The sequence below is a fragment of the Marinobacter changyiensis genome (assembly GCF_009193265.1).
Lineage (GTDB): Bacteria > Pseudomonadota > Gammaproteobacteria > Pseudomonadales > Oleiphilaceae > Marinobacter > Marinobacter changyiensis.
Window position 1 is genome coordinate 53,264 of sequence record NZ_VZZZ01000008.1, and the last position, 21,814, is coordinate 75,077.

A 21,814-nucleotide genomic window follows, 5' to 3' on the forward strand; every position below is an offset into this window, starting at 1 on the left:
CTTGCCGATAGTTTTTGCCCCGTCTGGAGAATACCAGCGTGACCATGCTGATGCGTGTTTCTCTGCTTGCCCTGATCGTGTCTGTCAGTGGCCATGCTTCGTTCAGTCTTGCCCAGGCGACGATCGATTCCACGGAATCGCGCCCCAGGGTGGCTCTTGTGCTCAGTGGTGGCGGCGCAAAAGGCATAGCCCATGTTGGCGTGCTCAGGGTGCTGGAGGAAATTCATGTGCCAGTGGATATGGTGGTGGGCACCAGTGCTGGCGCAGCGGTGGGAGCCATGTATTCACTGGGCATGCCGGTGAATGAGATCGAGCAACGCATGCTGGATATGAACTGGCTTGATAGCTTCCGGGATAGCACCGGCCGTGAATTCAAACCGGTGCGCAGGAAAAGCGAAGATTGGCGCTATCCCATTGATCCGGGGCTTGGTATCCGGCTTGATGGAATCCATCTTGGCCGGGGTCTGATCAGTGGCCAGAATCTCGGATTTATCCTCAACGAGCTGACCCGCGAGGCGGCTCTGGTGAGGGACTTTGACCAGCTTCCCATCCCGTTTCGGGCAGTGGCAACAGACCTGGAGTCCGGTGAGGAAGTGATCATCAGTGATGGCAGCCTGTCCGAGGCCATTCGCGCCAGCATGAGCATCCCCGGGGTTTATGCGCCGCTGGAACGCGACGGCAAGCTGCTGGTGGACGGCGGTGTGTCGAATAACATACCTGTCAGTGTGGCTCAGAAAATGGGCGCGGATATTATCATTGCCGTCGATATCAGCGACTCACTCAGCGAGGGTGAAGGGCTGACCGAGGCGTTTAACGTGGTCGGACAACTGACCACGCTGGTTACCCGCGCAAATGTGGATGCCCAACTTGCACGGCTTACCGATGATGATGTTCTTGTCCGGCCGGACCTGGAAGAACTGACGTCTGCTGATTTCTTTCAGGCGCCGCTGATTATAGAAGTGGGCGCCACTGCAGCCCGCAATAAAGCCGGTGAGCTCCGCTCATTACAGGTCGATGAACTGCAGTGGCAGGCCTACAAGGACAGGCGCAGTCAGCGTCAGTTCAGTGCCGGCGATATTTTGCAGGTGCGCGTGAATATGGATTCGAAACTGTCATCACGGTTTTTGAGATCCCGCATCCGGCAGCAATCTAACGAACCTCTGGATGTGCCCCGGCTTGAGTCAGACCTCAAGCGAATCTACGGCCTGGGCTACTACGAAACCGTTACTTACAGTCTGACACCCTCGGAAAACGGCACCATTCTCGACGTCCAGGTGGACGAGAAGAGTTGGGGTCCGAACTACCTCAGTTTTGGCCTTGGCTATGAGGACAATTTTAACAGTGATACCCGTTTCAATGTGGGCGCCGCTCTTCAAATGACAGAGCTGAATGCACTGGGGGGCGAATGGAACACAGGGCTGCAGTTGGGCACCGAGCCACGCGTGCGCACCGAATGGTTCCAGCCGCTGGATTATGGCTATCGGCGATTTATGCTATCGGGTATCGAGTATCAGCGCGACACCTTCAGTGTCTTTGATGATGCTGGCGAGCGAATTGCCGAGGTCGACGTGACGCAGCGCCAGGTCGATCTTTCGTTCGGGATGGAGCTGGGCACCAACGAAGAAGTACGTGGTGGCGTGCAACGGGGGTATGCCACCGTGGATGAGCAGGTTGGACAGGCCAATATTGACGAGGAGCATCTGAACCTTGGTGGTTGGAATCTGAGGTTTGTTCATGATTCTCTCAATGACCCGTTTTTACCCGACGAAGGTGTATTTTTTGGCCTCAAGGGGCGGTTTGAACGCCCGAATATGGGCTCCGACAGTGACTTCGATCGCACCACCTTCATGGCGGTGGGTACCACAAGCTGGCGGGGTTTTGTGATCCTGGGCCAGGCCTACGCCGATGTGGTGACTCGGGGCAGGGCCGGCGTCGATAATTTTGTCAGCCTCGGTGGTTTCCGGCGCTTGTCGGCCTATGCCAGAGGCGAAGTGAGCGGGCCGGACGCAGCGTTGCTGTCAGTGTATGGCTATCGCACCTTTGGTGGACCGTTTATGCCATTTTTTGCCGGTGCGGGATTTGAAACAGGAAATGCGTTCCCCGATATCCGGGATGCGCGCTGGGCTGGTTTGTTGCGGTCCTACAGCCTGTTTGCGGGTATCGATACATTTATGGGTCCAGTACAACTGGCCACCGCCTACAGTAATCAGGACCGCTGGACCGCCTATCTCAATATCGGGTTTTCCCTTGAGCGGTTATTCGACTGACTCCTGGCATCACAACGGAGACACGATAATCAGCTGTGGGTGCTCACAATTCCCGTTCAACGGGCGGCGCAGCAAGGCTTTGTACTCATCACCCTTGCGGGCTTCATCGGGCACCGGATGAAACACCACCTCATCGCCCGGGAAAAACAGCCAGGTTCCCTCAGCGACACCGTGTTTTTGCGCTATGGCTGTTAACGTGGCAACGCCCCGGGTCTGGCTCCAGGCACATGGCTTGTCGGGTTCCCGAGGTTGTGTGGGGCGCTGCGGGCGCACCGGCGCTGGTGCTCGCTCCGGTTCGGGATCAGACGCTTCCGTTGACTCAGGCAAGGGCTGCTCGGGAATGATAACCAAAGGTACATCCTCTGGCGGGCTGGAAGCGCATGCGCTCAGGAAGGTCACAAGGAACGCCAGGCCGAGAGCCCGCAAGGAGCCTTTATCGACCGGCAGCAGGACCTGTACCGGCAGGGTTTCTCGGGGCTTGAAGGCAGTCATGGCGGTACCGGTGGCAACAACGTGATGGGCGCTCATCGTCTCACATTCCGCCGCCCCGGAAAACGGTCAGAGCAGGGGGGCTGCGAGGCGGACTGCGCGACAGCCAAGGCGGAACAGCAGCGCTCTGTCCTTGTAGTCATTTTCGGTCATCCGCCGACAGTTCCGCAGGTCTTCCGCAAGCATGGCGTCGACGTCTCTGACGAATTCCGTGGCCGTCACCAGGGCGGTCACTTCAAAATTCAGACGCATCGACCGGTTGTCCAGATTGGCGGTGCTGATGGCGGCATAGCGATTGTCCACCAGTACCACTTTCTGGTGCATAAAGCCGGGCTCATATTGATAAATACCAATGCCAGCGCGGCTGGCTTCTACGAGGTAGGAGTAGGCTGCCATCCGGATCAGTTTGTGATCGGATTTGTCGGGAATGATGATTTTGACATCCACACCGCGCAGCGCCGCCAGTTGGAGCGCATTGATAATCTGAAAGTCCGGCACGAAATACGGTGATGCGATCCACAACCGCTGCCGGGCATTGTTGATGCAATTCAGGAAAAACAGCGTGCAGGTTTCGTAGGTATCGGCTGGCCCACTCGGGATGATGAGGACTTCCTGCTCACCGGGAGGCGGCTCCTGAGGGTGCCAGTGCAACTCCGGGGTTTCGTTAGTTGCCCAGTTCCAGTCTTCCAGCCAGGCTAGTTGAAGCCCGATCACGGCCGGGCCGTCAATGCGACAATGGGTGTCCCGCCAACGACCTTGATCAACTTCCGTGCCGAGGTATTCGTCACCCAGGTTGATGCCGCCGGCAAATCCGGTATGGCCATCGCAAATGAGAATTTTGCGGTGATTGCGAAAGTTGATATGGAAGCGACGGCGGCGAATATTACCGTCACCGAACGACGCAACCTGAGCACCGGCTTTGCGAAGCTCCCTCAGGTAGCCTTTCGGCAGCCATGCGCTGCCGATATCGTCAAACAGGAAGTAAACTCTGACCCCTTGGGCCAACTTACGCTTCAGAATGGTTTTGATGCGCTGGCCGATGCGATCAGAGCGGATAAGGTAAAACTCCATCAGAATATAGCTGTGGGCGTCTTCCATGGCATCGAACAGGGAGTTGAAGGTGGCGAGTCCGTCTTTCAGCAACGTGCATCGATTGCCGGCGGTGAACGGTTGCCTGGCAAGATTGCTCAGAACCTGCAGTTCATCATTGAAATGCTCACGCGCAGGCTGGGGGATCGCAGTCGCCTGTTGCTCGAACTCTTGTAGCAGGTAGTTGACAGAGCGATCGCCCAGACGCCGGGCGCGGACATACCCGGAAAAACGGTTGCGCCCAAAAAACAGAAATAGCGGTAACGCCAGATAGGGGAATCCCAGCAGGCCCACAATCCAGGCAACCGCGCCTTGGGCGGTGCGATAGGTCAGCAGCACACGATAGACGCAAAACAGCGCCAGGCTGTAGATGACGATCAACGCCTGGGCAATAAACGATAAATCAGGCAATCTCATTGCTCCTGGTGCTGATGTCGAGCCCGATACCGGGCCGGGGCCACACCGGTCCAGCGCTTGAAACCCGACTGAAGGCGCTAAGTTTGGAGAATCTGGCTTAAAATGCAATTCCCCCAAGCGTCTTTGAGACGGCGTACCGAGGGGTTGTCATTAGCGTAGCGGTAGTGTCGGGATTTTGGAATGACACCGAATCAAGAGGTGGTTCACGAAAGGACAATAACCCCGTATCTGTGATCTGAGCCACGCCCGTGACCTGGCGACGAGTACTCGGTTGAGTTCGGTGGTAATGTGATCCGCAATCCGGGTGGCCGACGTGGCTTGACCCTCGTTCTTTGAAAGAGCCTTTAGGAGTTTTACGTGTTTCCGAACAATTCGGTTTTTGATGTTGATGCCGGACTGCTGGATGATCAACTGCTCGCGGAACAGATGCGGCTGGTTTCCGGTTTGCTGAACGCCGACCGGGCGCACCCGATTGCCCGCCATGCACCGCTGGCCTGGCAGGGACATGAAGACGCGCTCGCATTAAAGCTGAATCAACTGATGGAAGAAATGAGATTGCGCGGTCATGCCGTTCCGGGCAATGTGCCGGTAACGGAGGAGGCGATTCTCTGGCCGACCCTGGATGCCGGGGCGCTGGCTGAGCAACTTGCTTACCTGACGGCTCGTTTGGCGCAGGATCAGCGGGGACGAATTCGCCTGCCAAAAAACGATCACGAACTCTGGGCAACCTATAAGTACAGTGTGCTGGCGAGAAATACCAAAGCCTACACGGCATTTGGCCAGCGCGTTGCGTCACGATCGATTCCAGTGAATCAACTCTGGCTCAGCATGGTCAGTGCAAGCCGGGTGGCGCCCGCCAAAGCGGGTCTCAGGAATTCGTTCCAGCACATGTGGGGTTATGTGTCCGGGCACTCAAAGCTCAGCCCGCAGACTGAGGATCTGGTCAGTCTGGCATTGGACATTCAGACACTGGCTGTGACACATGAGGTTCCGTATCTTATGAATTCTACCGCGCTCGGAGAACTACGGGCCTGGTTATAACTTTTGGTGTTGGGAGCAAAGCATGAGCGTTGTACTGAATCATCGTATTACCGGAGCAGGCAAACCCCTCATTCTGCTGCACGGGCTTTTTGGCTCGCTGGAAAATCTTGGCGGGGCCGCTCAGCGGTTGCAGGACGAGTGGCAGATTCATGCGCTGGATCTGCGTAACCACGGCAAGTCCCCTCATATAGACAGCATGGACTATGCTGCCATGGCAGACGATGTTATCGCTTATATGGATGCCCGGGGTCTCGAGCGAGCGGCCCTGCTTGGACATTCCATGGGGGGTAAAACCGCAATGCAAGTGGCTCTTGCCAACCCGATGCGAGTCGATCATCTGATTGTTGCGGATATCTCGCCGGTCGACTACAAACCCCGGCATGATTCGGTTCTCGAAGGTATGCGAAATCTTGATCTGAGCCAGATTTCGAGTCGCCAGCAGGCAGACAAGGCCTTGAGTGAATTTGTGGAGCTGTTGGGAGTGCGGCAGTTCCTGCTGAAAAACCTGGTCCGCATCCCGGAGGAGGAGCGGGAGCAAGGCGATGGCGCCCGATTCCGATGGCGCCTCAACCTGCCTGTTATCGAGGCCTGCTACCCTGCCTTGGCGGAAGCGCCTTCTGCAACCGGGCCGTTTGAAGGTCCCACGCTGTTCATCAAGGGGGCCGATTCCGCCTACATCCAGGATAAGCACCGTGACCAGATCAACAAGCTGTTCCCCAACGCGGAGCTGCAGGTGATTGAGGGCGCCGGTCACTGGCTTCATGCTGAAAAAGCCGACGACTTCGCTGCCGTGTGCCGACGCTTTTTAAGGTGAACCGGCTACCTATACTTTGGTTCACTTCACAACAGCCGCATCGGTAGGCTAACGTTGAAAGCCATTTCGGGGCCTGGAGCCGATGAGTAATGAGTGCTATCGAGACAACCGATATAACCTGGGATCGCCCCGATCCGTTCACGTTAACGTTTGAGGTGACCCCTGCGGACACCGACCGGCTCGGGCACGCTAACAACGTGGTTTACGTGCGCTGGCTGGAGGACATCAGCTGGGCACATATCGAGCATCTGGGAATGACGTGGGAGCGCCACGAGGCCACCGGCAAAGCGATGGCAATCACCCGTACCGAGATTGACTACCTGGCCGCGGCCAATACCGGTGACCGCCTGATGATGGCAACCTGGCTGGTCAGCTTTGACGGTCGCTTCCGCTCCTCCCGGCAGTTCCAGCTCATCCGCCTGGCAGATCGCAAGGTGCTGGCGCGCGCGATGTCCTATCACGCCTGTGTGGATCTCAAAACCCAGCGTCCTGCCCGGGTGCCAAAGGAATACAGCCAGATCCTGGGTGGGGCTGTCATTACCGACGGGCTGGTGTCTGATTGACCTTGACCTGAGGGTCTAATCTGGTCCCGCCGTCCGCTATTTCTGCTAATCTGAATGTTCGTGCCTTGAACACGTTCGATTGAAGTCCGCCAAATACACGAACCGGGAGAAGCTGCCGTGAAAACTGCCATGAGACGAGTCGTGTTTGATCAGTTCGGTGATGTCGATGTTTTGCGTCTTGATACTGCCGGCTCAAGCCCGCAACCAGGCGCAGATGAGGTATGTGTCAGGGTCAGTGGTGCTGGCTTGAATCCCATTGACTGGAAAACCCGTCGTGGGCTGGGCTTTGCAGCCAAGCAGATCGAAGACCAGTTGCCCTGGATCCCCGGCTACGATGTCGCCGGTGAGGTGGTGTCAGTGGGGAAGGGCGTCACGACCCTGGCCCCGGGCGACCGCGTGATGGGTATGGTGGGGTTTCCGGTAAAGGGGGGTGGTTACGCCGACTACGTGCTGGCAAAAAGCGACGAGCTGGCGATCGTGCCGGAGGAACTCGATCTGATGACTGCCGGCGCCCTGCCACTGGCGGCACTCACCGCCTGGCAGGCTTTATTTGAAGTCGCCGAACTGGCGCCGGGCCAGAAAATTCTCATCCATGCAGGCGCCGGCGGAGTCGGCCATTTTGCCGTGCAATTTGCCAGAGTCCACGGAGCCCACGTCATTGCCACGGCCTCAGCGGGTAACCGGGATTTTCTGGCTGAACTGGGTGTCCACGAAGTGATCGACTATCACACGACGGACTTCATCGAGGAATGCTACGGTCTCGATGTGGTGCTGGATCTGGTCGGTGGCGACACCGGCAAACGCTCCCTTCATACCCTCAGTGAGCACGGTGTGTTAGTGACTATCCCGACCGCAACCGCGGACGAGATTATAACCGCCGCCGAGGGTCTTGGCCTCAGAGCTCATGGCATGGTTGTCCGGCCCGATGTCTTTCACCTGGACGAAATTGCCGAGCTGATTGAGGATGGCGATGTCCGGGTACACATCGAGCGGGCATTCCCGCTCTCCGAAGTAGCTGATGCCCACCGCCTGCTGGAAACCGGCCATGTCAGGGGCAAGCTGGTGCTGGACTGCCGGGACGCGGGCTAGGCGAGCGGTACCCCGCCTGCCGCTGCCGGCCCAAGATGGGCGGATTGTAGAGTTCAGGCTGGTGCGGGTGCAGGCTCCGGCTTTGCCCCACTGTCCTTTTCCCTGCGCTGCTTCGGGGGCTGGGGTGGCACCAGACTTATCAATGTCCAGCCCTTGTCCAGTTTCAGCTCGGTTGTCTCCGTGACGGCATGAATGTGCTCCCTCTGGTCAATGGTAAACAGTGGCAAGGCCTGCTGGTCATACTGCGCCTGAAAATCCTCGTAGGTGAAGGCTTCATTGAAACTGGTGGTTTTCACCTTGTAGCCCTGGCTCGACAGACTGGCCAGTTTGGCGTAGCTGATGTCTCCGAACAGCCCCCGGGTTTGTTGAATTTTCTCGGCGGTCTGATGCCGGGACTTTTGATCATGGTCGCCTTCTGACAGGCCGTACACGCACCCGCCGCCAAACCAGTCCAGGAAGTGATAGGACGCCAGCGAGTTCATCTGCTTGTAGGGCGAGATGACCAGCAGATTGCCGATGCCGGTGAGGTCAAGATGGGTGGAGGCGTGTTCGGACACCGGGTTTCCGAAATACACTTGCAGATTCTCCATGCGGGCCAGCCGCACGTTTTCCCAGTTGGTGTCGGTCAGAACGACCGGAACGTCCAGTTTTTTCAACACGGTAGCAATCTGACGGGCGACCTGATTGGCTCCGAGGATCAGAAAGCCGTAATCCGCAGGCTCCGCCACGTTTAATAGCCGGGCGATGGGGCGGGCGGTCAGGCTTTGAATGGTGACAGTGGTGATAATGAGCATGAACACCAGCGGTACCAGCATGCCGGCGCTCTCATACCCGAGGCTCTGGAGCTGGAAGGCAAACAGAGCGGAAACCGCAGCCGCTACAATCCCCCGGGGGGCCACCCAGCTCAGGAACAGCCTGTCGCGCCAGGTCAGGGTGGTGCCGATGGCGGAAAGGAAAATGCTGAGCGGCCTGGCGACCAGAATCAGTACCACGAGCACGGTCACCAGTCCCCAGCCCAGGTCGGCAATGGCGGCAAATTCAATGCGGGCGGCTAGGATAATAAACAGCGCCGAGATCAGCAATACGCTCAGGGATTCCTTGAATTCGAGAATACTTTCTATGGGTACCTGCTTCATATTCGCCATCCAGATACCCATGATGGTGACCGTCAGCAGCCCCGATTCATGTGCCATCTCGTTGGATAACGCGTAAGCGCCCAGCATGAAACTCAAGGTGCCGGCATTGTGCAGATACTGTGGAATCAGGTGCTTGCGAAGCACGATGCCGTTCAGCCAGCCAGCGGCGGCGCCCATCAGAAAACCGATGGCGAGGGTTTTGCCAAAAATTAACAGCGAGTGACCAAACACGTTGCCCTGACCCCAGGACACAATACCCTCAAAAACGAGCACTGCAAGCAGGGCTCCGACCGGATCGATAATAATGCCTTCCCAGCGCAGGATGTTGGCCAGACGGGCCGCCGGTTTGACCGATCTTAACAGCGGCGCGATCACGGTGGGCCCGGTCACGATGGAAATTGCGCCGAACAACAGGGCGACTTCGACAGAAATATCAAGAGCCCAGTAGGCGATCAGTGTGCCAATGGTGGCAGTCACAATGGTCCCGACCGGAATCAGGTTGCGGACCATCTTGCCATGGCCCCTGATCTCCTCGTATTTCAGGGTCAGGCTGCCCTCAAACAGAATGATGGCGACAGCCAGCGAAATGACCGGAAATAACAGGTCGCCAAACAGTTGCTGGGGGTCGAGCCAGTTGAACATCGGGCCCGCTGCAATGCCACCGGCCAGCAGGAAAAGAATGGCCGGCACTCGCAAGCGCCAGGCGAGCCATTGGCAAAAAAGAGAGAGTATCCCGATGCTGGCAAGGAGAAGGGCGATGCTGACTGACATAAAGGGCTCAGGTCCGTTGAGACGATTGAGTGAGGTGGACCAGGTCCTGGCTCCGGGCTTTTCGGGCAATCCTGTTGATCAGACGAGAGGCGGCAATAAAACCGAAACTCGCAGTAACCGGGCTGGCCGCGCCAAAACCGGTGGCACAATCGAGCCTGACAGGGCCGTCGCCTGCAGGCTTTTGCAGGCACACCTCGCCATCGCCAGCAGGATACGTCAGCTGCTCCAGGGAGTATACGGCCTCAATGCCAAACCGGCGCTTGGGGTTGCGGGAGAAGCCGTACTCTCTTCGCAGCAGGTTACGTACCTTGGCTAACAAGGGGTCCTGGGTGGTGCGGCTCAGGTCGGTCACCTGGATCTGGGTCGGGTCGAGCTGGCCCCCGGCTCCTCCGGCACAGACCAGGGGGATTTTCTGGCGCTGGCAGTGGGCGATCAGCGCGGCTTTGGCTTTGACACTGTCGATGGCATCCACGACGCCGTCCAGTTCGGAGGTGATCAGCTCCGCGGTGTTCTTCGGAGTCACAAAACCAAAGTGAATACGAATATCCGCGTGAGGATTGATGGCCCTCAGGCGCTCGGCCATCACGTCAGTTTTGGTTTTGCCGTACTGCCCGTCGAGAGCATGGGATTGCCGGTTGGTGTTGGAGACGCAGACATCGTCCATATCAATCAGCGTCAGCCGGCCGATACCGGTGCGTGCCAGCGCTTCTGCGGCCCAGGAACCCACCCCGCCCAGCCCGACAATCGCGACGTGGGCGTCCCGGAAGGCGGCAGTGGCCTGGCGGCCGTACAGGCGTTCGATGCCACCAAACCGGAAATTGAAGTCGTCCTGGGTCATACAGTATCCCGTGCGCGATCAGAGAAAGAGCGAAGCGCAATTGTACCGGAGAAGACGCAGTCTGACAGCGGGCATATAAAAGCCCCGCAAATGCGTGGCAGGAAGGTCATTGCGCGCGGTTGACCGGCTATGCGGCCCAGTGGTCGTCAGCAAAGTCCATGATAGCGGCCTTGCCGCTGACGATATCCTGCAATAGCCACTGTGTTTCAGGCAGCAGTTTCTCGAAATAGAAACGGGCGGACACCAGTTTGCTCTCGAGCAGCGCCGTGTTGCCGGTACCTGCATCAAGCTGTTGCTGGGCCACATTTGCCATACGCGACCAGAGGTAGCCAATAGTAGTCAGGGCCATCAGGCGCAGATAAGGCGTTGCTGCCGCTCCGGCCTGCTCAGGATCATCGGGAGCGTTGGTGGCCAGCCAATAGGTAGCCGTTTCCAGGGCGGTGATGGCGCCCTTGAGTGCTTCAGCGTGAGGTGCATCCCCGTTGTCTTTGAGGAAACCGGTCAGTTCGGTAAACAGTGCTCTTGCCAGTTGGCCGCCTTTGATGCTGAGCTTCCGGCCTACCAGGTCCATGGCCTGGATGCCGTTGGTGCCTTCGTAGATGCGTGCAATACGGCCATCGCGGACCAACTGTTCCAGGGGCCAGTCCGCGGTAAAGCCGGAACCGCCGAGTACCTGCAAGCCGATGTTACTGTTGTTGAAGCCTTCATCGGTCAAAAAGGCTTTGACCACCGGAGTCAGGAGCTGGACCAGATCATCCGCGTTTTCACGCACAGACTCGTCCGGGTGTGCGACGGACAGGTCAAGCTGACGGCCGGTAAACAGCGCCAGCGCCCGCATGCCTTCGTTGAGCACCTTCTGGCGCATCAGCATGCGACGCACATCCGGATGCACAATGATCGGGTCCGCCGGCCCGGCCGGGTTCTTGGGGCCACTGAGAGAGCGACTCTGCAAGCGCTCCCGTGCGAAGCCAAGGCTCTCCTGATACGCCATCTCGGCCAGGCCCAGGCCTTGCATGCCCACCATCAGGCGGGCCTCGTTCATCATGGTGAACATGGAGCGCATGCCGTCGTTCGGCTCACCGACCAACCAGCCTTTGGCACCTTCAAAATTCATCACACAGGTTGCTGAGCCCTTGATGCCCATTTTGTGCTCAAGGCCCCCGCAGAAAGCCGGGTTGCGCTCACCGCTCTCCGGCAGAAACTTGGGCACGATAAACAGCGAGATACCTTTGGTGGTATCGGGTGCGCCGGGTAGCTTCGCCAGTACCAGGTGAACGATGTTATCGGTCAGATCGTGCTCGCCGCCGGTGATCCAGATTTTGGTACCTTCAATAGCGAACGAGCCGTCGTCATTCGGTAGGGCTTTGGTGCGGATCAGACCAAGATCGGTGCCACACTGGGGCTCGGTCAGACACATGGTGCCAGTCCAGGCACCGCTGATGAGCTTCTCCAGATAGGTCTGTTTCAGGTCTTCCGATCCGTGGGCGTACAGCGCACTGATGGCGCCGTGGGTCAGCCCCGGGTACATCCCCAGGGACAGGTTGGTGGAACACACCATCTCGTCGACCACGAACTTCAGGGTGTGGGGCAGGCCCTGGCCGCCAAATTCAAGGGGGGCATCCAGGGCGGTCCAGCCCCCTTCGGTGAAACGCTTGTAGGCGTCAATGAAACCGTCAGCGGTTACCACCGACCTGGTCTTGGGGTCATACTTGCAGCCTTGCTGGTCGCCGGTTTTGTTGGTGGGCTGAATCACTTCCGCCGCCAGTTTGCCGGCTTCTTCGATAACCGCTGTGATCAGATCGGGTGTTGCGTCGGCGTATTTTTCGAGCTCATGAATCTTGTCCATGCCCAGGACATCGAACAAGAGAAAACGGATATCGTTGGTAGGCGCTTGATATTGCATGGTATCTCTCGCTGGGTTAGTCAGTTGTCACTTCGGCGCTGAACGCCTGGCCGAAAACTGCCGGCATTAAACTAAAGTCGAAGTTCATACGACCGTTTTAATTCGGTGGTTCATGTTTGCAATGGTCATTTTCAGAAACTACGGCGTACATTGTCCGGCCATTGATAAAGATCTGACCCGGAGCGGATTATGAGAAACGTCGTAATAGCCGGTATTTCTGGCGGCATCGGTAGTGCCTTTGCAGAATGGTTGCTTGAGGGGGATGAGGCAGTGCAGATATGGGGGTTGTGTCGACACCCTGAGGCAGTGCGCTTCCCTGCGACCGACAGGAAACGGATTCACTTGATTCCGTGGGATGCTCTGGCTCTGGAGCCCCATGGGTTAGCCGAGAGGCTGGCTGAACACCTGCCTGCAGACCTGACGATTGATACGGTCGTTTACGCCGCAGGAATACTCCACGGTGAGGCTTTGCAGCCCGAGAAGCGGATTGAAGATATCAGCCCCGGGGCACTGGTGCATGCATTTCAGGTTAATGCAGCAGCGTTTCCGCTCCTGGTTCAGGCTTTACTGCCCTGGCTTCGGCACCGGGAGCTCAAACGGGTTGTTGCAGTGTCCGCTAAAGTGGGATCAATCAGCGACAACCACCTGGGCGGCTGGTACGCCTATCGTGCCTCGAAGGCAGCGCTCAATATGCTGGTCAGAAACCTCGCCATCGAGCTGCCCCGCAGGTGTCGGCCGGTTGCCTGTGTCGCGGTGCACCCCGGAACAACGCGGACCCGCCTCAGTGCTCCGTTCGAGCAGTCGCTGACACAACTGAATGTCCATGATCCAGCGGACACGGCTGGCAATCTGATTCGGGTGGCTCAGTCGTTGTCAGACCAGGACAATGGTCGTTTTATCAACTGGGATGGTAAGGACTTACCCTGGTAAGCTGGAAACGTGAGACCAAAAAAAGCCCGGGCTGTTGCCGGGCTCTTGACTGCACACCTGCGTTATCGGATGAACGGATTAAGCATGCGGGTGAATGTTCCCGTCAGCCTGACCGGAGCGCTGAGCACTGACAGGGTGATGCAGTCGTCCCCTTCAAGGGCTACCGGTTTGTGTTCATCCTGCTGGTTCAGCACCACAAAATCCCATTGGTTAAAAACGCCTTTCTTGTCCGAAAACGCGCCTTGCAGGACGATGGTGGTCTCCTCACCCCGGTGGGTATGGGCCAACGCCTTGCCACCGGCCGTCAATTTTTGCAACACGACCTGCTCGGACTGGCCGGGGAACCGGTCGCTGATGTCCAGCACACTTAGATCGCCCAACTGGCGTTTCCAGGGCAGGGCATTCAAATCGGTTCCGAGCAGTTTTTCCAGCGGCCCTACACGATTTTTACGCATCCCAGAGAGATCCTGAACGGCGGGTTCGCTATCAATACGGGAGAGTATGGAGTCGAACATGGAACCTGAAACCGTAACCTGCGGTTGCTGTTCCATCATCACAGCGCCAAGACTGTCGAGCATATCGACTCTGCTGCGACAATGGGAACATTGATCCAGATGCAACCGGATACACAGGGCATGGGGCTCCGTCAGGTTACCGGCGCTGAACTCCATCAGAGTCAGGCTGTCAGGGTGGTGCTGGGTCATACGTTCTGATCCTGCAAAATCACTTTTAACTTGTTTAACGCCAGGCGTACACGGCTTTTCACGGTGCCAAGAGGTATGTTCAACTCATTCGCCACCATCTGGTGCGATTTGTTTTCCATATAAACCTTGGCGATCACCGTCGTCTGCTCTTCCGGCAGTAGGCTCAGGGACTCACGAATGCGTCGCTCCGACATCAAACGATGTAATGAGGTAACGGGCTCGTCTTCGTTGTCACCGGGAATCTGCCACAGGTCTTCCGTCTCGACCGGCATTTCAGCACTGAGACGCCGCATTTTGCGCAACATATCAATGCGCTGGTTACGGGCTATGGTGAAAATCCAGGTAGAGGCTGCCGCCTTGCGCCAATCGTACAAACAGGATCTGCGCCAGATTGAGACAAAAACCTCCTGAACGAGTTCTTCGGCATGGCTGGAGAGGCCATTTGCCATGGCGTAGTACTTGATCTGGGGGCCAAAGTGCTGGAAAAGCGCATGATAAGCTTCCCTATCCTGACTTTTCCCCACTTTCTCCAGCATTTGACTCCAGGGGTCTTTACGACCCTCGGCGCGTGCTGGCTTCTGATCCAGTGTACTCACCGGACGCTCCTTGATCGTGGCGTGCATTTGATTCTGTTGTTTAATCATTTTAGGCACTCGTCACCGGTTTGTCAGTTCTCTACTTACGCTCGGGTTGTTGGCCTGGATGAGTAAACCTGGAACTTAATTGCGACGCTTTGTAAATTTGATTTCTACCTGCCGCCCTGGCAGGCGAAAGGCGAGGCGAAGTGCGGAGCTATTCTTCCAGATAGGTGTAGCCATTGAGGCCACCGGTCAGCTCCGACAGCAATGCTGCCTGCTCGACGGGAGCCATGGCGCTGGCTTCAAATTTCTGGGTGTAGGCTCTGACCAGGTCGTCGGGTTCGAAGTTAACATAGCGCAGGATTTTGGCCACCGTATCACCCTGAATCGCATCGCTGATGCGATAGCCGCCGCTGCTTTCCCGTTTCACGTCGACCGAATGGGTGTCTCCGAACAGATTGTGCATATCGCCGAGAATTTCCTGGTAGGCGCCGGTCATGAAAAAGCCCATCAGCATGGGTTTGGCCGGGTCGTCTTCGGGTAGCGGCAGGGTGGTTTCGATGCCCTGGCCGTCCACATAGCGGTCAATGCGACCGTCGGAGTCACAGGTTATGTCCTGGATAACCGCTCTCCGGCTCAGAGAGCGGTTCAGGCCTGAAATCGGCAACACCGGGAAAATCTGGTCGATGCCCCAGACGTCAGGCAATGATTGAAACAGCGAAAAGTTCACGAACAGTTTTTCTGCCAGCTTTTCATTCAGTTCGTCGATCACTTCCCGGTGAGCACGATTTGCGGTATTGAGCTGGGCCCTCAGGAGCCGACAACAAGCCGTATAGAGACACTCGGCATCCGCCCGGTTAGCGAGTGACAGCACCCCGTGTGCGAACTGGGCATGAACATCACTCATGGCGTGCAGAACGTCGTGATAGATCTCGATCTGTGAGCGCGGGCTGCCATCATCCTGCAGGCTGGTGTAATCCCGCCATAAATCGTGCAGGGGGCCTGGCGACTGGGCTGCCGGTGCCGCCGGGCTGCGGCTCTCCGGAGCTTCCCGGTCAATAACATTGGTCACCAGAACCGCGTGGTGGGCGGTAAGGGCACGGCCGGATTCACTGATCAGATCCGGGTGCGGAATACCCGCGCGGTCGCACTCAATCTGCAAGGTATGAATAACATTGTAGGCGTACTCGAACACGCTGTAGTTCATTGAGCAATTGCTGCGGGACCGGGTGCCTTCGTAGTCAACCCCAAGCCCGCCTCCGATGTCGACGGTAGTAATGGGCGCACCCATGTGCCGCAGCTCGCTGTAAAAGCGTGCGCACTCGCGCAGACCGGTCTGGATGTCACGGATATTGGCGATCTGTGATCCCAGGTGAAAGTGCAGCAGTTGCAGACAGCCGAGAGCATCCGCGTCCTGTAATTGTTTTATTACATCAAGAACCTGACTGGCGGAGAGGCCAAACTTGGATTTCTCTCCCCCGGTATTTTGCCAGTTGCCCTTGCCGATGGTGGCCAGGCGCGCGCGAACCCCGATTAATGGTTCAACGTGCAGAGCTTCTGCTTCCGCCAGGATCAGTGGCAGCTCAGACTTCTTTTCCACCACGATAAACACCCGATGTCCAAGCTTCTGGCCAATCAGCGCGAGCCGCACATACTCACGGTCCTTGTAGCCATTACAGACAATAACGGAACCGGGTGTGCAGAGTGCAAGCACTGCCATCAGCTCGGGTTTACTGCCGGCTTCAAGCCCGATCTGTTGCTGGCTGGCCGCCGGTTCGGCACGAATGAGTTCCTCTACCACGCGGCGCTGCTGGTTGACCTTGATCGGGTAGACCGCTGTATAACCGCCCTCGTACCCCTGTTCGGCGGCCACTTTGTTGAAGGCGCCACAGAGTTTGTTGACCCGGTCATGGAGAATATCGGTAAAGCGGACCAGCACGGGCAGTTGCAGTCCGCGCGCCACCAGTTTCTGGGCCAGTTCGGGCAAGTTGATATCGTCACCAGAACGGCCGCGGTCGGGACGGATCAACACGTCGCCCTGAGGCGAGACGTCAACGTACCCATCACTCCAGTGAGGAATGTTGTATACCTTCTGGGCGTTGGCGCCGGGAAGCTCAATCATGGTTGTGTCCCTGTGGTAAGGCGAGCCGCTGGCTATACCAGCATGCAATCGCACATTGTAAGAGTTCATTGGCACAGCTAAAAGGCCGGTTCGCGAAAATTCCCCGACTCCGGTGCTTTAGCTCGGGGCACCGGGCACCTACAATAGCGGGCAGACAACATCGCCCGGCCATCGGGGCAATTCACTGGGTTTGGAGACAGCGTATGAGTTCATTGAACGAAGACTGGTTTACCGAGATATTCCAGGATGAAGGCACTGCGTTTTCATTGAAAGTGAAGTCAAAACTTCACGAAGAGCAAAGCAAATTCCAAAAGCTGGAAATTTACGAGACGGCAACGTTCGGTAACCTGATGGTGCTCGATGGCTGCGTGATGCTCACCAGCCGGGATAATTTTCTCTACCATGAAATGATGACGCATCCTGCCCTGTTTACCCATAAATCACCGAAAAAGATCGTGATTGTTGGCGGTGGTGATTGTGGCACACTGAAAGAGGTTCTGAAGCATCCGGATGTGGAAGAGGCCTGGCAGGTTGAAATTGACGAAAGAGTTACCCGCTTGTCTGAAAAATATTTCCCCGAACTCTGTGAATCCAATGAAGACCCCAGAGCCAATTTCTTCTTCGGTGACGGTATCCAGTGGATGCGCGATGTGGAGCCTAACAGCATCGATATTGTCATTGTCGACAGCACCGATCCGGTGGGGGCAGCAGAAGGCCTGTTTGCTGCGGATTTCTATCGGGACTGTATGCTGGCGCTGCGGGATGGGGGTATTGTGGTACAGCAAAGCGAGTCACCATTATTGCACACCGGTAACATCATCAAAACCATTCATGGGGATATGAAAAAGGCCGGTTTTGATCACGTTCAGACCCTGCCGTTTCCCCAGCCTGTTTATCCTACCGGCTGGTGGAGCTGTACCATGGGTGGCAAAGAAAAACCCCTGAAGTACTTCCGGGAGGAAGATGCCGCAGAGCGGCCTTTCGTCACTCGTTATTACAACGACGATGTCCACCGGGGGGCGCTGGCGATGCCGCAGTTCATGCTGGATATCCTCGAAGACTGATATCCACTGAAGCGAAAAGGGCGCCCCATGGGCGCCCTTTTCATGACCTGAGGCTCAGATTTCGAGCCATGCCAGTGCTTACTTGCTGCTGACAAACTCAGGGTAGGCTTCCATTCCGCACTCAGACAGGTCAACACCTTCGTATTCTTCTTCTTCAGTAACCCGGATCCCGACGACGGCTTTCAGGATACCCCAGACAATCATGCTGGCGACGAATACCCAGATGAAGATCGTCAGGGCGCCGATGATCTGGCCCGAGAAGCTGGCGTCGCTGTTGGTGATGGGCACCAGAAGAAGGCCAAGAATACCGCAGACACCGTGAACAGAGATGGCGCCGACCGGATCGTCAAGACGCAGTTTATCCAGAGTGACGATGCTGAAGACCACCAGGATGCCGCCCAGAGCGCCAAACAGGGTTGCTGTCAGGGCAGTAGGCGTGGACGGCTCCGCGGTAATGGTAACCAGACCGGCCAGTGCGCCGTTCAGCAGCATGGTCAGGTCGGCCTTGCCGAACATCAGGCGCGCAGTGATCAACGCTGCGATACCGCCACCGGCGGCGGCCGCGTTGGTGTTCAGGAAGACCATCGCCACCGAGTGGGCGCTGCTGATATCACCCAGTTTCAGAACCGAGCCGCCGTTGAACCCGAACCAGCCCATCCACAGGATGAAGGTACCAAGAGTTGCCAGCGGCAGGTTGGCGCCGGGAAAGGCACGGATTTCGCCGTTGGGGCCGTACTTGCCTTTACGAGGACCCAGCAGGATAACTCCAGCCAGCGCTGCCGTGGCACCGGCCAGGTGCACAATACCGGAGCCGGCGAAATCACTGAAGCCAAGATCGCCAAGTGTGTACATGCCAAAAACAGAAGCGCCACCCCAGGTCCAGGCACCTTCCATCGGGTAGATAAAGCCAGTCATGACAACTGCGAAGCCAAGGAACACAAAAAGCTTCATGCGCTCGGCAACCGCACCAGACACAATAGACATGGCCGTTGCCACGAACACAACCTGGAAGAAGAAGTCGGAAGCGCCCGAGTATATGGAGCCGCCTTCGAAACCGTCTTCACGGGCTGCAAAGTCCCCCAGCACGGCGGCTGTGTCGACCTCGCCCATACCGGACAGGAAGATGTTACCCCCGTACATGATGGCATAACCGCAGATCAGGTACATGGTGCAGGACACCGCGTACAGAGCCACGTTTTTGGTCAGGATTTCAGTAGTATTCTTGGCGCGCACCAGACCGGATTCGAGCATGGCAAAACCGGCTGCCATCCACATGACTAATGCACCACAAACGAGGAAATAAAAGGTATCTATAGCGTACTGCAAATGAAAGATATTACTTTCCATGGGAAGCCCTCCGCACGAGGCCTATCAGGGTTAAAGGTTTTTGCGCTGGCTGTTTTATCGGGTCAGATGGTTAGATCAGACCGCTTCTTCGCCGGTTTCTCCGGTTCTTATCCGAATAGCCTGCTCGAGCTCAGTCACAAAGATTTTGCCGTCGCCGATCTTGCCGGTATTTGCCGCTTTGGTGATGGACTCAATTACCTGGTCCAGCAGGTTGTCACCAATGGCGACCTCAACTTTGACCTTGGGCAGAAAATCCACCACATATTCAGCACCACGGTATAACTCAGTGTGCCCCTTTTGCCGTCCGAAGCCCTTCACTTCAGTCACGGTAACGCCTTGAACGCCAATCTCGGATAGAGCCTCACGGACATCATCCAGCTTGAAAGGCTTGATGATCGCAGTCACAAGTTTCATTGGTTTCTCCTTGGTATAGCCGCCTCAATACTTCTGATCCTGAGATACCGGTATTGAGTTCGGGATGCTTGCCACCTCACACACCAATTGTGCGGATTGCGTAGGAGGTGCTTTGCATCGTATGTGCCAACGCAAAAAAAGTTATTTAAAACAATGCTTTGATTAACTTAAGCTCCAAAAAGGTACGAGTCTATGCCTCATTACAGAGCATTGGATTATTGGTTGACCCATTATGGTGCAGGACGATGCCGGGTAATGTCCTGCAGCCTCTGATTGTCTTGCCCGGCCATTGCCATAATGCTGAGCCACCCACCCCAGTATGGCAGGAGCGAGGGTGTGTTACACTCTTGAACTACCGGAAGATACCCATACCCGTACCAAGCGTCGAGAGGTGTTTTGTGAAAGGACCGCAGGATTTCTTTTCCCAACTGCAAGGCCAGTTCGGGCAATTCGTGCCAGATATGGCCAGAGCTGCGAAAGACGATTTTGAAAACCAGGCCAAAGCGACCGTGATGGCCGTATTGTCCAGGCTTGATCTGGTCACCCGGGACGAGTTTGACGCCCAGCAGGCGGTATTGATGCGTACCCGCGAGAAGGTCGAGGCTCTGGAAAAGACAGTCGCTGAACTTGAGAAAAGAGTCGGCTAGGAATAAAAAAGGGGGCACCGGAAACGGCTCCTGTCAGGCCAAGGAAGGTTGTTATGCTTGCCACTATCCATACCCGCGCCCGGTTGGGCGTGTCAGCACCGTCGGTGACCGTTGAGATTCACCTGTCCAATGGCCTGCCAGCACTGTCCATCGTGGGTCTGCCTGAAACCGCCGTCAAGGAAAGCAAGGACCGCGTTCGCAGTGCGCTGCTCAATGCCGGGTTCGAGTTCCCCGCCAAACGTATCACTATCAATCTCGCGCCCGCCGATCTGCCGAAGGAGGGCGGCCGGTTTGATTTGCCAATTGCCCTGGGCATTCTGGTAGCTTCAGGGCAGATCCCGGCGGAACGATTACACCAGCTTGAATGTATGGGCGAATTATCCCTTGATGGCGCGTTACGCCCGGTTCGCGGTGTGCTGCCGGCGGTCATCGCCGCTCGAGCGGCTGGCCGTCAACTTCTGATTCCCTCCGCCAACAGAGAGGAGGCCTCCCTGGCCGCTGCTGACGATGTTTTCGCGGCCGGACACCTGCTTGAGGTGTGTGAGCACCTCACGGACACTCTGCGTCTGCAGCCGCTGCCGCCCATGGCGGACGCTGTACCGGAGTTCGATACCGCGGATCTTGCCGATGTCAGGGGGCAGCATGTCCCGAAACGGGCACTGGAGATTGCCGCCGCCGGTGGCCATAACCTGCTGCTGTTCGGCCCACCGGGTACTGGTAAAAGCATGCTGGCCAGTCGTTTGCCGGGCATTCTGCCGCCGCTTACCAACGAGGCCGCCCTGGAAGTCGCCAGTGTGCATTCGGTCGCGGGATTGCCGGTGCGCCATGGGCTCTGGCGGCAACCTCCCTATCGATCCCCTCATCATACCGCCTCTGCCGTAGCCATGGTGGGCGGTGGCAGCAGCCCGCGGCCCGGTGAAATCTCGCTGGCCCACCAGGGTGTTCTGTTTCTGGACGAGTTGCCGGAATTTGACCGCAGGGTGCTCGAAGTGCTCCGGGAGCCCATGGAGTCCGGGGAGATTGTGATTTCCCGCGCTGCCCGGCAGGTTACCTACCCGGCCCGGTTTCAGGTCATCGCTGCCATGAATCCTTGCCCCTGCGGCTATCGCGGGCATCCGGGCATCGACTGTCAGTGCACGCCGCAGCAAGTCATGCGTTATCAGTCAAAGTTGTCCGGGCCCCTTCTGGACCGGTTTGACTTGCATGTGGAAGTGCCTGTGCAGGGCGGAGATGTGTTGTTGAAGCGTCAGACCGAGGCTGAAGCCAGTGCTCTGGTGCGTGCACGGGTTAAGGACGCACGGGCGGTCCAATTGTCCCGTGGTGCCGTGAACGCACAACTTTCGGGCGATGCCATGCACCATTTCTGTCAGCCCTGTAAGGAAGGTGAGGCGTTGCTGTCCCGGGCAATGGAAAAGCTCGGTCTGTCCGCACGAGGCTTGCACCGCATCCTCCGGGTGGCCAGAACCCTGGCGGATCTGGCCGGCAAGGACGTCATTGCACCTGGCCATCTTGTGGAAGCGCTGGGGTATCGTAAACTTGACCGGCAACAGGTCAGAACTTCGTATCCGCAGTCCTGAAGGCTCCGATCTGG

General features: G+C 57.2%; 19 protein-coding genes. 9 read left to right on the forward strand and 10 right to left on the reverse strand.

Features of this window, described 5'->3' with window-relative positions:
* Window positions 1-44 precede the first annotated feature (44 nt).
* Window positions 45-2,267 carry a patatin-like phospholipase family protein gene (locus F6Y09_RS19000; RefSeq protein ID WP_246180608.1) on the forward strand — a complete coding sequence of 741 codons (2,223 nt, stop codon included), beginning with the start codon at window positions 45-47 and terminating at the stop codon, window positions 2,265-2,267.
* A 9-nt stretch (window positions 2,268-2,276) separates the two neighbouring features.
* On the opposite strand, the gene F6Y09_RS19005 is transcribed toward F6Y09_RS19000, so the two are convergent.
* Both F6Y09_RS19005 and cls read right to left on the reverse strand, forming a co-directional pair.
* On the reverse strand, window positions 2,277-2,795 hold the full coding sequence (locus tag F6Y09_RS19005; protein WP_152208527.1) for a hypothetical protein: 519 nt from the start codon (window positions 2,793-2,795) through the stop codon (window positions 2,277-2,279).
* A 30-nt stretch (window positions 2,796-2,825) separates the two neighbouring features.
* Window positions 2,826-4,256, reverse strand: coding sequence for a cardiolipin synthase (cls, locus tag F6Y09_RS19010; protein WP_152208528.1), 1,431 nt, complete (start codon window positions 4,254-4,256; stop codon window positions 2,826-2,828).
* Window positions 4,257-4,619: 363 nt separating this feature from the next.
* Here cls and F6Y09_RS19020 point away from each other — a divergent pair, with 363 nt between their 5' ends.
* The 4 genes from F6Y09_RS19020 to F6Y09_RS19035 all read left to right on the forward strand — a co-directional run bounded on the left by F6Y09_RS19020 (window position 4,620) and on the right by F6Y09_RS19035 (window position 7,769).
* On the forward strand, window positions 4,620-5,303 hold the full coding sequence (locus F6Y09_RS19020; protein ID WP_152208529.1) for a hypothetical protein: 684 nt from the start codon (window positions 4,620-4,622) through the stop codon (window positions 5,301-5,303).
* A 22-nt stretch (window positions 5,304-5,325) separates the two neighbouring features.
* A complete protein-coding gene (locus F6Y09_RS19025) occupies window positions 5,326-6,117 on the forward strand; it encodes an alpha/beta fold hydrolase (protein ID WP_152208530.1) in 792 nt (263 codons plus the stop codon).
* 89 nt (window positions 6,118-6,206) lie between these two features.
* On the forward strand, window positions 6,207-6,680 hold the full coding sequence (locus F6Y09_RS19030) for an acyl-CoA thioesterase (protein ID WP_179959472.1): 474 nt from the start codon (window positions 6,207-6,209) through the stop codon (window positions 6,678-6,680).
* A 129-nt stretch (window positions 6,681-6,809) separates the two neighbouring features.
* The gene (locus F6Y09_RS19035) at window positions 6,810-7,769 is read left to right on the forward strand and encodes an NADP-dependent oxidoreductase (protein ID WP_152208622.1); all 960 of its coding nucleotides are present in this window, start codon (window positions 6,810-6,812) and stop codon (window positions 7,767-7,769) included.
* 53 nt (window positions 7,770-7,822) lie between these two features.
* On the opposite strand, the gene F6Y09_RS19040 is transcribed toward F6Y09_RS19035, so the two are convergent.
* The 3 genes from F6Y09_RS19040 to F6Y09_RS19050 form a co-directional block, all read right to left on the reverse strand.
* Window positions 7,823-9,676 (reverse strand): cation:proton antiporter, encoded by a 1,854-nt coding sequence (locus F6Y09_RS19040; protein ID WP_152208531.1) that lies wholly within the window; start codon window positions 9,674-9,676, stop codon window positions 7,823-7,825.
* Window positions 9,677-9,683: 7 nt separating this feature from the next.
* Window positions 9,684-10,514 carry a tRNA cyclic N6-threonylcarbamoyladenosine(37) synthase TcdA gene (tcdA, locus tag F6Y09_RS19045; protein ID WP_152208532.1) on the reverse strand — a complete coding sequence of 277 codons (831 nt, stop codon included), beginning with the start codon at window positions 10,512-10,514 and terminating at the stop codon, window positions 9,684-9,686.
* A gap of 127 nt (window positions 10,515-10,641) precedes the next feature.
* A complete protein-coding gene (locus tag F6Y09_RS19050) occupies window positions 10,642-12,417 on the reverse strand; it encodes an acyl-CoA dehydrogenase C-terminal domain-containing protein (protein ID WP_152208533.1) in 1,776 nt (591 codons plus the stop codon).
* A 189-nt stretch (window positions 12,418-12,606) separates the two neighbouring features.
* On the opposite strand from F6Y09_RS19050, the gene F6Y09_RS19055 reads away from it, so the two are divergent.
* On the forward strand, window positions 12,607-13,347 hold the full coding sequence (locus F6Y09_RS19055) for an SDR family oxidoreductase (RefSeq protein WP_152208534.1): 741 nt from the start codon (window positions 12,607-12,609) through the stop codon (window positions 13,345-13,347).
* Between the two features lie 62 nt (window positions 13,348-13,409).
* Here F6Y09_RS19055 and F6Y09_RS19060 read toward each other — a convergent pair whose 3' ends face one another.
* From F6Y09_RS19060 to speA, 3 genes are all read right to left on the reverse strand, one after another.
* Window positions 13,410-14,051, reverse strand: coding sequence for a ChrR family anti-sigma-E factor (locus tag F6Y09_RS19060; RefSeq protein WP_152208535.1), 642 nt, complete (start codon window positions 14,049-14,051; stop codon window positions 13,410-13,412).
* The gene (locus tag F6Y09_RS19065; RefSeq protein ID WP_152208623.1) at window positions 14,048-14,647 is read right to left on the reverse strand and encodes a sigma-70 family RNA polymerase sigma factor; all 600 of its coding nucleotides are present in this window, start codon (window positions 14,645-14,647) and stop codon (window positions 14,048-14,050) included. Before F6Y09_RS19065 ends, F6Y09_RS19060 begins: the two co-directional genes overlap by 4 nt.
* 196 nt (window positions 14,648-14,843) lie before the next feature.
* A complete protein-coding gene (gene speA / locus F6Y09_RS19070) occupies window positions 14,844-16,751 on the reverse strand; it encodes a biosynthetic arginine decarboxylase (protein ID WP_152208536.1) in 1,908 nt (635 codons plus the stop codon).
* A 203-nt stretch (window positions 16,752-16,954) separates the two neighbouring features.
* Here speA and speE point away from each other — a divergent pair, with 203 nt between their 5' ends.
* Entirely contained in the window at window positions 16,955-17,815 is an 861-nt protein-coding gene (speE, locus tag F6Y09_RS19075; protein ID WP_152208537.1) for a polyamine aminopropyltransferase, read from the forward strand.
* Window positions 17,816-17,893: 78 nt separating this feature from the next.
* On the opposite strand, the gene F6Y09_RS19080 is transcribed toward speE, so the two are convergent.
* Together F6Y09_RS19080 and glnK are read right to left on the reverse strand one after the other, a co-directional pair.
* Entirely contained in the window at window positions 17,894-19,162 is a 1,269-nt protein-coding gene (locus F6Y09_RS19080; protein ID WP_152208538.1) for an ammonium transporter, read from the reverse strand.
* A 75-nt stretch (window positions 19,163-19,237) separates the two neighbouring features.
* Window positions 19,238-19,576, reverse strand: a complete 339-nt coding sequence (gene glnK, locus F6Y09_RS19085; RefSeq protein ID WP_004578958.1) for a P-II family nitrogen regulator — start codon at window positions 19,574-19,576, stop codon at window positions 19,238-19,240.
* Window positions 19,577-19,974: 398 nt separating this feature from the next.
* On the opposite strand from glnK, the gene F6Y09_RS19090 reads away from it, so the two are divergent.
* Together F6Y09_RS19090 and F6Y09_RS19095 are read left to right on the forward strand one after the other, a co-directional pair.
* Window positions 19,975-20,223: an accessory factor UbiK family protein gene (locus tag F6Y09_RS19090; RefSeq protein ID WP_152208539.1), complete on the forward strand. Its 249-nt coding sequence runs from the start codon at window positions 19,975-19,977 to the stop codon at window positions 20,221-20,223.
* Window positions 20,224-20,276: 53 nt separating this feature from the next.
* Window positions 20,277-21,800 (forward strand): YifB family Mg chelatase-like AAA ATPase, encoded by a 1,524-nt coding sequence (locus F6Y09_RS19095; RefSeq protein ID WP_152208540.1) that lies wholly within the window; start codon window positions 20,277-20,279, stop codon window positions 21,798-21,800.
* The last annotated feature ends 14 nt before the right edge of the window (window positions 21,801-21,814 follow it).

What these genes read in the sequence shown, in the direction of transcription:
- F6Y09_RS19000 (WP_246180608.1), top strand. Translation starts at nt 45, where the DNA reads ATGCTGATGCGTGTTTCTCTGCTTGCCCTGATCGTGTCTGTCAGTGGC.
- F6Y09_RS19005 (WP_152208527.1), bottom strand. Translation starts at nt 2,795, where the DNA reads ATGAGCGCCCATCACGTTGTTGCCACCGGTACCGCCATGACTGCCTTC.
- F6Y09_RS19025 (WP_152208530.1), top strand. Translation starts at nt 5,326, where the DNA reads ATGAGCGTTGTACTGAATCATCGTATTACCGGAGCAGGCAAACCCCTC.
- F6Y09_RS19030 (WP_179959472.1), top strand. Translation starts at nt 6,207, where the DNA reads ATGAGTGCTATCGAGACAACCGATATAACCTGGGATCGCCCCGATCCG.
- F6Y09_RS19035 (WP_152208622.1), top strand. Translation starts at nt 6,810, where the DNA reads ATGAGACGAGTCGTGTTTGATCAGTTCGGTGATGTCGATGTTTTGCGT.
- F6Y09_RS19040 (WP_152208531.1), bottom strand. Translation starts at nt 9,676, where the DNA reads ATGTCAGTCAGCATCGCCCTTCTCCTTGCCAGCATCGGGATACTCTCT.
- tcdA (WP_152208532.1), bottom strand. Translation starts at nt 10,514, where the DNA reads ATGACCCAGGACGACTTCAATTTCCGGTTTGGTGGCATCGAACGCCTG.
- F6Y09_RS19050 (WP_152208533.1), bottom strand. Translation starts at nt 12,417, where the DNA reads ATGCAATATCAAGCGCCTACCAACGATATCCGTTTTCTCTTGTTCGAT.
- F6Y09_RS19055 (WP_152208534.1), top strand. Translation starts at nt 12,607, where the DNA reads ATGAGAAACGTCGTAATAGCCGGTATTTCTGGCGGCATCGGTAGTGCC.
- F6Y09_RS19060 (WP_152208535.1), bottom strand. Translation starts at nt 14,051, where the DNA reads ATGACCCAGCACCACCCTGACAGCCTGACTCTGATGGAGTTCAGCGCC.
- speA (WP_152208536.1), bottom strand. Translation starts at nt 16,751, where the DNA reads ATGATTGAGCTTCCCGGCGCCAACGCCCAGAAGGTATACAACATTCCT.
- speE (WP_152208537.1), top strand. Translation starts at nt 16,955, where the DNA reads ATGAGTTCATTGAACGAAGACTGGTTTACCGAGATATTCCAGGATGAA.
- F6Y09_RS19080 (WP_152208538.1), bottom strand. Translation starts at nt 19,162, where the DNA reads ATGGAAAGTAATATCTTTCATTTGCAGTACGCTATAGATACCTTTTAT.
- glnK (WP_004578958.1), bottom strand. Translation starts at nt 19,576, where the DNA reads ATGAAACTTGTGACTGCGATCATCAAGCCTTTCAAGCTGGATGATGTC.
- F6Y09_RS19095 (WP_152208540.1), top strand. Translation starts at nt 20,277, where the DNA reads ATGCTTGCCACTATCCATACCCGCGCCCGGTTGGGCGTGTCAGCACCG.